The following is a 12,469-nucleotide window of genomic DNA, read 5'->3' as shown; positions in this document are numbered from 1 at the left end:
GTCACCCTTCCGCTTTTAACTCTAGTACTAAATCACGCAGCTCGGCAGCACGTTCGAAATCTAATGCCTTTGCCGCTTCCTTCATTTCTTTCTCCATGCTCTTTATTACCTTTTCGCGTTCTTTTTTCGGAAGCTTAGACAATTTAATAGCAGGATCTTCCTTGTACGCTTCTCCATCTTCGGCAACTTGCGTAGCGCGGATGGCGTCTCTGATATCTTTTTGAATCGTCTGGGGTGTGATTCCATGCTTTTTGTTGAAGCTTTCCTGGATTTCCCGACGACGTGATGTTTCACTAATGGCCAATTCCATCGAATTCGTGATCCGGTCCGCATACATGATAACGTGCCCGTTAGCATTCCTAGCGGCACGACCCATCGTTTGAATGAGGGAACGCTCCGAGCGGAGGAACCCTTCTTTATCCGCATCGAGAATCGTCACCAAGGACACTTCGGGAATATCCAAGCCTTCCCGTAAAAGATTGATTCCGACAAGGACATCATATTTCCCCATCCTCAATTCCCGGATGATTTCGATTCTTTCTAATGTTTTTACCTCAGAATGAAGATATTGAACCTTAATTCCAATATCCTTCAGGTAATCCGTTAAATCTTCGGACATCTTTTTCGTCAGGGTCGTAATTAAAACACGTTCATCCTTCTTAACCCGTTCCTGGATTTCACCTATAAGATCATCAATCTGTCCTTCAATCGGTCGGACTTCAATCGTAGGGTCAAGCAATCCAGTAGGCCGAATGATCTGCTCGACCATTTCCGGTGTATGTTCCAATTCATATGGACCTGGAGTTGCCGAAACGAATATCGATTGATGAACTTTCTTTTCGAATTCCTCGAACCTGAGTGGCCGGTTGTCTTTAGCAGAAGGCAGGCGGAATCCATGATCCACCAGAACCTGCTTACGTGCCTGATCTCCATTGAACATGCCACGGATTTGCGAAAGCGTCACATGCGATTCATCGACGACTAATAGGAAGTCTTCCGGGAAGTAATCAATCAAGGTATAAGGAGTTGCGCCTGCGGGGCGCAGTGTCAAATGACGGGAATAGTTCTCGATACCCGAACAGAAACCCATCTCCCGCATCATTTCCAAATCGTAACGTGTCCTTTGCTCCAAGCGCTGTGCTTCAAGGAGCTTTTCATCCTCCCGAAGCTCTGCCAAGCGTTCTTCGAGTTCGATTTCAATATTTTGAATGGCTACCCTCATTTTCTCTTCACGCGTCACGAAATGGGACGCTGGAAAAATGGCGATATGTTCCCGTTCACCAGTAATCTCACCGGTCAGGGCATCCACTTCACGAATCCGGTCAATCTCATCTCCGAAAAACTCGATCCGTACACAGTGTTCGTCCCTAGAGGCCGGGAATATTTCAACTACGTCGCCACGAACCCTGAACGTTCCACGTTGAAACGCAATATCATTTCTCTCATATTGAATATCAACAAGTTTATGTAGCAGTGCATTTCGTTCGATCTCCATGCCTGTACGCAGTGATACAACCATCTCTCGGTATTCTTCCGGAGAACCTAACCCATAAATACAGGATACACTGGCAATGATGATGACATCTTTTCGTTCAAACAAAGAGGATGTTGCCGAGTGACGCAATTTATCGATTTCATCATTGATACTGGCATCTTTCTCAATGAATGTATCAGTGGAAGGCACATAGGCTTCTGGTTGATAATAATCGTAATAACTGACAAAGTACTCAACAGCGTTATTAGGAAAAAACTCTTTGAACTCACTGTAAAGTTGCCCTGCCAATGTTTTGTTATGAGCAATGACAAGGGTGGGTTTATTGATTTGTTGGATGACATTGGAGACCGTGAATGTTTTCCCCGTTCCCGTTGCTCCAAGCAACGTCTGCATTTTCTTTCCTTCTTTTAGGCCAGTTACAAGCTCTTCTATTGCCGCTGGCTGATCTCCCTGGGGAGTATATTTTGAGACTAACTCAAACGTTTCCTTCACCAAGCATAGCCTCCTAATGAATTAGTTTTATATGAAAAAGGGTTAAGTTTTATTCCTTCTATTTATTCCGTTTAAAGAACTATATATACACATTCTACCACAATAACCTCAAAACAAACCATCAAAAAGCGAACAAGCATTCTGTTTTTTTCGTTTAATAACCTAGCAAGCTAGATGAACCCTTTTCATAGAAATTAAGATAAAAAAAAGCACCTTTATAATTTAGGCGCTCTTGGCTGTTCGCTTCATCATTCTTTTTGATAACCAGAAACCCACCGTCAGTGACAATGCGTCAACGATAATCAATAAGTTCGTGTGTGTATAACCTTTATATGCCGAAGCCGCAATCAATGCAACCGTTAAAATAAGACCTACAATATAGTTATAGGTGACTCTTGAAAATAACATGACAAGAAGACCAGGAAATAGAAGGGCTGAAAGAAATTTAATCATTTTTCCATCTCCTTATAAGAGAAAAATAGAGTAGTTAGACTGTAGACAAACTCGATGAAAAATGTGAATTGATTTCCACTTCAGGCACTCGCTTTCCTCAGGCGGTCAGGGAGCATCCTCGGCTTCCCTGCGGTGTCTCCGCTAGAAGCGCATGTCCCGCAGGAGTCTCGTACCTTCCGTTCCAATCAACTTTTCGTTATCATCAAGTAAAATTTATATATTGGCAAAAGAGTATGGTTTGGATTACTTTAAGGGACTTTTTTAAAAAACAGGCGATGCCTTTTGTCGACAAACTGGAGTAGTTATAGTTTAAATGATTACATAGTTTTTTGCCAACCAATATCCTGCAAGGTATTTTGATTCATCAAACACGAAACTTCCTCCCTTGTAAATATCGTCCATTATCCAACCTACATATGCCCCATTACACAGTCTTCACCCATATTCATTCAATTTACATCAAAATATGTAAATTAAGTTCTATATACCTACAAAAAATACCATAAAACCACTACTAATTAAGGTGAGTATATTGTACTATTATTAGTGAATTCTCTTCATATAACCCACATGCTACCGATAAAAATCATGGAGAACACTCAATATAAAGGCTTCTCCGCTATAAAAGAATATTCATATGTAATTAATCCACCCAACCTCTGGATCAGCTATAACCATTCGATTATGCAGCATTATTTAAAGGAGCGAGCTTTATGAAAAAAAGAATGATCACTTTATTTGTAGCAACCTTGGTTTTTTTGACGACTTTCTCTTTTCCTTACGCCACCGATCAAGTACAGGCTGCTTCAAAGACAGCCAAAATTACAGCTAGTTCCCTCCATATAAGAGAAAATCCTAAAACAACAGCAAAGTCTCTAGGATTAATTAATAAAGGTAAAGAAGTCACCATCTCTTCCCAACAGTCTGGATGGTCGAAAATCAAATATGGAAAACTAACTGGTTGGGTTTCTAGCACGTATTTAGACGAGTTAGGGTATGTTACAGCTTCTTCATTAATATTGAGAAAATCAAATAATACCAGCAGCCAGTCACTGGCCACTTTGTCTAAAGGAACCTTTGTCGAAATAAAATCGACTAAAGGCAATTGGCTACAAGTCTATGTATCTTCCAAAAAGAAAACCGGTTGGGTTTCTAAAACATACATATCAAGTTCCAAGCCGAATGCCACAGCTAAACCAGCAACCATTACAACGACCAAATATTATGTGACAGCCAGTTCGTTATATGTCCGTAAGTCTGCCAATACAACATCAAAGAAATTGGCAACTATCAAAAAGGGCGATGCTGTTACCTTTATGAAAAAAACAGGTAACTGGGCAAATGTGAAAACGACTTCCGGTGTTAACGGATGGGCTTCATTAACCTATTTATCTACGAAAAAACCTACTGCATCCACGTCAGCGGTGAAAGAAACGACCTATTATGTAACAGCTGGCGAGTTATATGTCAGAAAATCTGGAAACTCAAAAGCGGACAAAGTCACCACCTTAAAAAAAGGGGAGGCTGTCACACTTTATGAAGAAAAAGATAAATGGGGAAGAATCAAAACGGCTTCCGGTAAAACAGGTTGGGCTTCCCTTACCTATCTATCAAAAACCAAGCCAAAAGAAACAAAACCAGTAGCCACCACACCACCTAAAGAAGAGGCACCGACGAAAGAAGAACCAATCAAAGTGGAACCAACCAAATACTATGTCATTTCCGATAGTTTGAACATTCGTAATGGTCCTTCTGCAACGCACAAAGTACTTGGGGCCGTCGATAGAAGTGATAGTGTGATAGTGACTGAAAAACAAGGAGATTGGGGTAAAGTCGAAACCCAATCCGGTTTGGTGGGATGGGCCTCCCTCACGTATCTATCGAAGACCAAACCAAGTGATGGCTTTAAAGGCAAAGTAATCGTCCTTGACCCAGGTCATGGCGGGACTGACCCTGGGGCATCCGGGAAATATAATCGTGAAAAAGATTTAACTCTTTCCACGGCTAAAAAGCTGAAAGCTAAATTAGAAACGGCGGGTGCAAAAGTCGTCATGACACGAACAGGCGATACGTATCCCTCTTTAAGTAAGCGGGTGGAAATCAGCCAAGCTAACAAACCCGACGTCTTTATCAGCATTCACTATAATGCTGGTCCCAGCACAGCCAACGGCATTGAAACATTTTATCTAGCAACGAATGTCAATGAAAAAGAGCTGGCACAAACCGTACAAGCAGAAATCATTAAAGAAACAAAATTGAGGGACCGCGGCACAAAACCAGGTAACTTCCAGGTCATCCGTGATAACAAACAAGCTGCTATTTTGCTAGAGTTAGGATTCATCTCCAATCTAGAAGAAGAAAAGCTTATCGCCACAAGTGCTTATCAAGATACTGCTGTTACCGGAATCTTTAATGGATTGAAAAAATATTTTAATTTATTTTAATGAGGCAAAAGGCTTTGGATGGATTTTCTCATCCAAAGCTTTTTTTTACCCATATTCAGAAAATTGCATACTCAATTTTGCAAATATGAATTGTTCCCCTTTATAATTGAGAGTGGATTATAATAAAAAAATTAAAAAGTGAGGTGCCTTCATTGGACATATTAGGAAGACTAAGCAAAGTGATGACCGGAAAAATTAGCCGCTGGGTAGTCATCGCCATCTGGGTTATTGCGACTGTGCTATTAACCTTCTTATTACCGGCAGTGAACGATAAAACGGAAAATGTCCCTACTGATTTACCTGCAGACTCAGATTCCGTCGTAGCCGATGAACTGATAAAAAAAGAATTCCCTAATTCTTCTGGGATACCTGCCTTGCTTACATGGCATCGGGAGGGTGGACTGACTGATGCTGATTTAGCAGAGATTCAAAACCTTTCCAAGGAGCTTACAGAGAGTCCCTTAAAGCAGCAATCCTTCTTACCTCCTCTTCATAATGCTCCACTGCCTGCACTAAAGGGCTCTGTTTCTGAAGATGGTACGACTTTCGTACAGCCCCTCTTCTTTGAGGAAACTGCTGGGACAGCCGTTTTAGAAAAAAATATCGAAAGCATCAATAAATTGGTGACCGAACGCGTCGGTACCGATCCTTCAAAAGTTAAAATTGACTCTGAAGATCTGTCTCTTCGTGTAACGGGTCCTGTCGGGATCTCCGTTGATGCGACTGGATTATTTGCGGGTGCTGATATTCAATTACTTCTAGCGACCGTTATTCTCGTCCTTGTCGTCTTATTACTGATTTACCGCTCACCACTTTTAGCGATCATTCCATTGATCGGAGTTGGTTTCGCTTACCTTGTCACAAGTCCGATCCTTGGATTCATGGCAGACCACGGCTGGATTACAGTCGATGCGCAAGCCATTTCGATTATGACCGTGCTGCTATTCGGAGCGGGAACCGATTATTGTTTATTTTTGATTTCCCACTACAGAACTGAATTGAGAAGACACGAAAGCAAACGAAAAGCCATGATGGCTGCGTTTAAAGATTCTTCAGGCGCCATTGCGATGAGCGGTCTGACAATCGTCGTCTCTCTATTAACATTGCTTGTTGCTCAATACGGTGCTTATCATCGTTTCGCCGTACCTTTCAGCTTATCGATTTTAATCATGATGATTGCTGCCCTGACTCTCGTTCCCGCACTACTTTCCGTTTTCGGCCGGGCCTCTTTCTTCCCGATTGTGCCACGTACACCGGAAATGGAAGAAGCACGTGCGAAGAAAAAAGGCAAACCCGTCAAGAAACACAAAGAAGGTGGACGTATTGGAAAATGGATTGGGAATATCGTCACAACCAAGCCATGGACAGTCATCCTAACCTGCCTGATTCTTTTCGGCCTTTTGGCTGGCTATTCATCGCAAATTAAATATTCCTATGATATTTTATCTTCGTTCCCAGAAGATATTAACTCGCGTGAAGGGTTTACCGTCATATCCGATGCTTACTCACCTGGTGAACTCGCACCGGTAACAGTCGTCATCGATACAGATGGTAAAGATATTGATTTAACGGATTCCCTGAAGGATATGAGCCTGATTGGTAGTGTCTCTAAACCTGTAAAGAGTGAATCCAATAAGGATTTACTATCTTATGAAGTCAAATTCAATATCAACCCTTACGATACAAAGGCCATAGACTCCATTACAGATATACGCAGCACTGTTGAAAAAGAACTGAAAGATGAGAATATCTCATCCGCTGATGAAAAAGTATGGATTGGCGGACAGACGGCCGAACAGTTCGATAAACGTGAAACGGTCAAGGCAGATGAATTCTTGGTTTTCCCAATCATCATCGTCTTGATTTCATTGCTACTGTTAGCCTACCTGCGTTCCGTAACAGCCATGGCTTATTTAATGGGAACGGTTATCCTATCCTTTTTTGCCGCTATGGGCTTAGGGTGGATCATCCTTCACCACTTCATGGGTGTGGATGCCATTGAAGGCACAATCCCGTTGTATTCATTCGTATTCCTTGTCGCCCTTGGCGAAGATTACAACATCTTTATGGTGTCCAGTATATGGCGCAAGAAAAAGACGATGCCAATCAAGCAAGCAATAAGAGAAGGTGTCACCGAAACAAGTGGAGTCATCACTTCAGCCGGTATCATCTTGGCAGCTACATTCTCTGTGCTTGCTACATTGCCAATTCAAGTGCTTGTCCAATTCGGACTCATTACCGCACTCGGTGTACTGATGGACACATTCATCGTTCGTCCATTCCTAGTGCCAGCGATTACCGCTCTGCTTGGTCGCCATGCTTTCTGGCCAAGTAAAGCCCCGATTCACGAAGAAAAAGAACAAGCAAACTAAGAGCTTTTATTCTAAAAACCTGTGTCTGTTTACAGTCAGCACAGGTTTTTTGTTTTCCAAAATATAGAAGAAAAACATTGACTCTCGAATCACATGCTCATATAATTACATTATGTTTAAAATATCTCAAATTAAAGATATATACTTTCAAGATTTAGTAGGAGGAATGAAAAATGACCAAAACAAAATGGACCGTCGACCCTACACACAGCGCTATTGAATTTTCCGTTAAACATATGATGATTGCAAAAGTAAAGGGAAGCTTCAACAAGTTTGATGCTACCATTACTGCCGACCCTGCAGATTTAACAACAGCCGAAATTGATTTCACCGTCGATTTGGCCAGCATCGACACACGTAATACTGACCGTGATAACCACCTGCGTTCTGCTGATTTCTTTGATGTTGAAAAGAACCCGACCCTTACGTTTAAAGCTACGAACATCAAGAAAACGAATGATGACACGTATGCCATAACAGGTGACGTCACACTTAATGGCGTAACAAAAGAAGAAACGTTCGATATCACATTCGAGGGCCAAGGAAAAGATCCATGGGGTACGGAAAAAGCAGGCTTCAGTGGTAAAGGGAAAGTGAAACGCAGCGACTATGGATTAACCTATAATGCAGCCCTGGAAACAGGCGGCGTGCTGATTGGAGATCAAATCACGCTTTCCATAGATATCGAAGCTGCCAAGGAAGCGTAAAAAATCAATATAATTTCCCATTGCCAGAAGGGGCTGTCTCATAAGTCCTTTTTCGAGTAAAATAACGCAAAATTGAAGAGGCAGAAATGTTGTTAAATCAACATTTCTGCCTCTCTTTATTTATTCAATTTAGGCTTAACTACCCTTTTTGGGACAGCCCCTTCTTTTACTTCCGAATGATCCTATCCTGCTTGACCGCTCTCTTTCAATTGGTCATCCACAAAGAGAATGCCCAATTCGTAATGTTCCCCTTCAAATAAGGCTCGTTGCACAAAACGCATTTGCTCATTGATACCGATGACCTCGAGCTTACAATAGGCCCGGTTCTTTTGCAACGCCCGGTACAACTCTTCTTCTTCCCTTACGGCAACACCATTGATTTTTGAGATGACCTCACCCTTCACCAATCCCATTTTGTCCGCCGGGGATTCAGGGATCACGCCAAGAATCTGAACACCAAGCTTGCTTTTTGAAAAATAAAATGGCTGCTTTTCATCCAAACTCTTTTGCGTATAATGGACAAATTCACGACCAAGAATCGCTAAAACGACTGTTATGATCGCCAATAATGGATACCAATAACTAACGACGGCCAACGCTGTAATTAAAACTCCCAAGGTCCCTACCTGCTTACCCTGGGCCTTTATGGCCTGTTCAGGAAGCGATCCATGCACCTTCTGCCTAAAGCCAATTAAAAATGGCAGAACGATTGGAGATAGGTACACTTCGCCGATTGAGAATATCGGGTACCAGTCAAATGGAACAGGCAGTTCGCCTCCAGGAATTAATACGAACATCGGAATCAACCAAACACGTTGCGAGACATAGGTGCCAATCGGCTGTCCCCGCTTGGAAACCTCTAGCTGTGGTGATGCCTTTTCACTGCCCTTCCTAACGATAAGAAAGCCTTCCGCAATCAATAAAAGCCCAATCAATATCACCAGTGTAGGGTATACCGATTGGTTCAGCTGGTCAAAAGCGTCCTGGAAAAATGGAAGTGGTATATCCCTCCCATTTAAAAAGAAAAGGATAAAGAACGTCACGCCCATCGTATATGCTGGTGATATCAGTCTCCGTTTCATCGTCAAAATGGCAAGAATCGTAACTGCCGTCATGACGACTATAGCCGCCATCGGTATGACAAGGCCTGATACTAACGCAATGATTGATAGAATCAATCCGGTGATGATTCCCTGTAATAGCAGTGCACGCAACTCCATGGTTTTCCTGTAAATCTTGGTATTGAAATCATGGCGTTCCCGCTTGACCCGAAGATAGCCGATGAATAAACAATAAGCAATAGAAACGTAAAGCAATGGATGAAGAAAGAGTTTTCCCAATCCTATTAAGCATGCAAGAAGCCAATCCGTTGTCAATTTCTCTCCACCATCCCTATAAGTAGTTAAAAGTATGTATAATTCGTTCTGGTCAGTTACTTCCATTCTATCAAATATGTCAGCTTCCTGCCTATTAAGATACAGAAAAAACTCTATTAGTTCTTATGAAATCAATGGATTGCTCTCCATTTCTGCAAAGGAAAAGGCAACGCTCCAGTGAACGTTGCCTTTTGTTCCTATTTGACCAAATAATTCAATGCCGTGCGTAGCTGAATATCATTCTCTTCATCTTGAATTTTTTCCAGAATAACGGTTTCTAGCCGTGCTGCTGTTTTCGCGTCCAATCTACCGGTCGCTTTCATCCCATACTGCTTTTGAAAGGCCTTAACCGCAATCTCGGTATTCCAATCATAATAGCCATCCTCACGCCCTGTTTCAAAGCCAATGCCTTTCAGGATCGTTTGGGCATATTGAATTTGATCGTCCGTCATATCCCGCTTCAATACATTTTCAATTGTTAGCTGATGTGCATTGAAGTAGACCGGTTGCTTCACTTCAATCGTCGGCTCAATCCCCTTTTTATGAATCCAGTTGCCAGAAGGTGTCAGCCACTTATACAGCGTAAGCTTAATATTGCTTCCATCACCCATCGGGACTGCCTGTTGCACTGTCCCTTTGCCAAATGTCTTCTCGCCGATCAGAGGGTATCCCCCGGCTTCCTCCATGGCACCGGCAAGGATCTCCGAAGCAGAGGCACTGCCTTTATCCGTCAGGACGGCAATGGGATAGTCCTTCTTTTTCTTCAAATCGGTAAAAAAGGATTGTGTCTCACCCGTTCTTTCGGCTATTTTCAAGTATGGTTTGTCTTTTGTAATGAACTCTCCTAGAATTGTTTCCACACTAGAAAGGAGACCGCCTGGATTGCCTCGGACGTCAATCACCAGCCCTTCAATCCCTTCTTTCTCAAGTTCTTTCAGCTGCTTTTTAAAATCGGCTGCGGTATTTTCCGAGAATGTGGTTAACTCAATGTATCCGATATCTTCTCCAGCTACTTCCTTGGTCGAAGAAAAAACCGTGTCCAAGGGAATTTCAGCACGAACCATATTGAATTCAAGCGGATTAGAAACGCCAGTACGCTTTATCTCCATCTTGACTGCAGAACCCTTCTTCCCCCGTATCTTTAATCGTGTTTCATACAGATCCAACCCTTCGACACTTTCACCATTCACCTTAAGGATTTGATCCTTCGGCTTCAATCCAGCCTTCTCAGCCGGGGAGTCCTTGTAGGGAGAGACAATGATGACCTTTCCATCATCCATCCCGATTTCCGTACCGATTCCTTCAAAAGAGGAATCCAGGGTTTCATTGAATTGCTTGGCGGTCTCCTTGTCCATATAGACCGAGTAAGGATCCTTCAATGTGCTCAGCATGCCTTGGATGGCACCTTCGATTAACTGTGAGCCGTCCACCTGTTCGACATACTGATTCACGATCAATCCATAAGCTTGTTCCACTTTTGCCCATTCCTGATCTTCTATGACCTCTTTTTTTTCCTGTTTCGTCCCGTTCTTACCTTGAGAGCTTGTCCAATATATGCCCCCTGCCGCCCCAATTACTAATGACATAATGATTGCTAGAGGAACTACCCATTTTTTGACCATATTTATCCCCTTTTCTACCTCGATATGTATTTCACTATATGAGCCGCTTCGGGTAAATATGCTTTTGAACATAGCAAAAAACAGACTAGAACGTGATCTAGTCTGTTTTACTGTTCATATATGGGATATTAATTAGGTATGTAGTCTAATGGATTAACAGCATTAGACTTGCCGTAATTCCAAGTTCCTTTGTGAAGCTCGAAGTGTAAATGCTGTCCATAAGAATGTCCAGTATTTCCCATGATGCCAATTTGTTGACCTTTGGCAACGACTGCACCATTGCTAGCTTGTCTTGAACTTAAATGTGCATAAACCGTTGTCCAAGTTTGTCCACTTATATTATGGGTAACAAAAACGACATTGCCATATGTAGATGATAGATACGAACGGCTTACAACTCCGTCTGCAGCAGCAACAACAGGAACGGTACCGCTTGCGGCTATATCAATGCCGGCATGTTGTTTATTCCAGCGTTCACCCATTGTCGAAGAAACATAACCCGCACTTGGTCTTGTAAATGTTCCTGACGATACAGCTGGCGCAGAACTTACACTGGCTGGAGCTTGTGATGATGGTGATGAAGAACTTTGACTTGAACTAGAGTTGGAATTGGAAGAAGACTGCTGTTTCTTCGCTTGTGCTGCCTGAGCTGCTTGTGCTGCCGCTTCTTGTTCTGCACGTTTTTTCGCTTCAGCGGCTGCTTTTTTACGAGCTGCTTCTAATTCAGCCAAACGATTTTTCTCTAAGTCGATAGCAGACTTGATTGCTGTTTCTTGAGCAGCAAGGTTCGCTTTTTCTTCCTCTAAGCCCATTTTGTTTTCTTCTTCTTTTTTAGTCTGTTTCTTTAATTTCTTAACTAACGCAGCTTTTTGTTCTTTCTGCTGTTTTTGCTGTTTTTTGATTTGTAACAGTTCCGCTTTAGCCACTTCTAAACTAGCAAGCTTCGTTTCAACGGATTTACGCTTTTCTTCCAGCTCTTTTTTATCCAGTTCATGCTGTTTTAAAATCTCGCGATCGGCTTCGGCAATGGCTGCCACAGCCCCTACACGGTCAATTAAATCGCTGAAACTAGATGAACCGAACAATACTTCAACATAGTTTAAATCCCCGCCGGACTCCTGGAAGGATAGGGCACGTTCCTTCAGAACATCGTTACGTTTAGCGATACGATCTTGCAATACTTTAATCTCTGCTTTCAATGCTTCAATTTCCTCTTTTGTTTGAGCAATTTCAGCATTTTTCGCGTCGATTTTCTTTGTGGACGCTGCAATTTCCGCATCAATGGCAGCGATTTGTTCCTCTGCCGTCAATTGTTTATTCTGCAAATTATTGATTTTTTCCGAAGTAGTGGAAATGTCCGCTTCAACGCCGGAACGTTTCTCCTGAATAGAAGCCTTCTTTTGTTCTAAGTCCGAAATGGATTCAGCAAAAGCTGAAGGAGCAGCCAAAATGCTCCCCAAGCCGATCATGATTGTCGCGTTCATCGCGATAATATTTTTTTTCAACGT

The 12,469-nt window shown here is 42.4% G+C and carries 8 protein-coding genes; 3 read left to right on the top strand and 5 right to left on the bottom strand.

Annotated features, from left to right (window positions below; translation table 11 throughout):
- Position 1: 1 nt before the first annotated feature.
- Complete coding sequence (gene uvrB / locus ACIQXN_RS04895; RefSeq protein ID WP_402962433.1) at positions 2-1,987, bottom strand: excinuclease ABC subunit UvrB; 1,986 nt, start codon at positions 1,985-1,987, stop codon at positions 2-4.
- A 222-nt stretch (positions 1,988-2,209) separates the two neighbouring features.
- Complete coding sequence (locus ACIQXN_RS04890; protein WP_402962428.1) at positions 2,210-2,440, bottom strand: CsbA family protein; 231 nt, start codon at positions 2,438-2,440, stop codon at positions 2,210-2,212.
- Positions 2,441-3,153: 713 nt separating this feature from the next.
- On the opposite strand from ACIQXN_RS04890, the gene ACIQXN_RS04885 reads away from it, so the two are divergent.
- The 3 genes from ACIQXN_RS04885 (at position 3,154) to ACIQXN_RS04875 (ending at position 7,963) form a co-directional block, all read left to right on the top strand.
- Positions 3,154-4,884: an N-acetylmuramoyl-L-alanine amidase family protein gene (locus ACIQXN_RS04885; protein ID WP_402962423.1), complete on the top strand. Its 1,731-nt coding sequence runs from the start codon at positions 3,154-3,156 to the stop codon at positions 4,882-4,884.
- Between the two features lie 182 nt (positions 4,885-5,066).
- Complete coding sequence (locus ACIQXN_RS04880) at positions 5,067-7,256, top strand: MMPL family transporter (RefSeq protein ID WP_402963338.1); 2,190 nt, start codon at positions 5,067-5,069, stop codon at positions 7,254-7,256.
- A gap of 173 nt (positions 7,257-7,429) precedes the next feature.
- Complete coding sequence (locus ACIQXN_RS04875) at positions 7,430-7,963, top strand: YceI family protein (protein ID WP_402962418.1); 534 nt, start codon at positions 7,430-7,432, stop codon at positions 7,961-7,963.
- A 182-nt stretch (positions 7,964-8,145) separates the two neighbouring features.
- Here the strand turns inward: ACIQXN_RS04875 and ACIQXN_RS04870 are convergent, their stop codons facing one another.
- The 3 genes from ACIQXN_RS04870 to ACIQXN_RS04860 all read right to left on the bottom strand — a co-directional run bounded on the left by ACIQXN_RS04870 (position 8,146) and on the right by ACIQXN_RS04860 (position 12,466).
- The gene (locus tag ACIQXN_RS04870; RefSeq protein ID WP_402962413.1) at positions 8,146-9,339 is read right to left on the bottom strand and encodes a PDZ domain-containing protein; all 1,194 of its coding nucleotides are present in this window, start codon (positions 9,337-9,339) and stop codon (positions 8,146-8,148) included.
- 197 nt (positions 9,340-9,536) lie between these two features.
- Entirely contained in the window at positions 9,537-10,961 is a 1,425-nt protein-coding gene (locus ACIQXN_RS04865) for a S41 family peptidase (RefSeq protein ID WP_402962409.1), read from the bottom strand.
- 128 nt (positions 10,962-11,089) lie between these two features.
- Positions 11,090-12,466, bottom strand: coding sequence for a murein hydrolase activator EnvC family protein (locus ACIQXN_RS04860; protein WP_402962404.1), 1,377 nt, complete (start codon positions 12,464-12,466; stop codon positions 11,090-11,092).
- Between the last annotated feature and the right edge of the window lie 3 nt (positions 12,467-12,469).

It is taken from the genome of Peribacillus sp. NPDC097295 (assembly GCF_044761665.1).
In the GTDB taxonomy this organism is placed as follows: Bacteria; Bacillota; Bacilli; order Bacillales; family DSM-1321; genus Peribacillus.
The sequence above is the reverse complement of the archived record's forward strand: the minus strand, read 5'-3'. Positions and strand labels throughout refer to the sequence as shown.

Excerpts from the sequence above, each read along its gene's own strand:
- ACIQXN_RS04865 (WP_402962409.1), bottom strand. The coding sequence starts at position 10,961 with ATGGTCAAAAAATGGGTAGTTCCTCTAGCAATCATTATGTCATTAGTA.
- ACIQXN_RS04880 (WP_402963338.1), top strand. The coding sequence starts at position 5,067 with ATGACCGGAAAAATTAGCCGCTGGGTAGTCATCGCCATCTGGGTTATT.
- ACIQXN_RS04875 (WP_402962418.1), top strand. The coding sequence starts at position 7,430 with ATGACCAAAACAAAATGGACCGTCGACCCTACACACAGCGCTATTGAA.
- ACIQXN_RS04885 (WP_402962423.1), top strand. The coding sequence starts at position 3,154 with ATGAAAAAAAGAATGATCACTTTATTTGTAGCAACCTTGGTTTTTTTG.
- ACIQXN_RS04890 (WP_402962428.1), bottom strand. The coding sequence starts at position 2,440 with ATGATTAAATTTCTTTCAGCCCTTCTATTTCCTGGTCTTCTTGTCATG.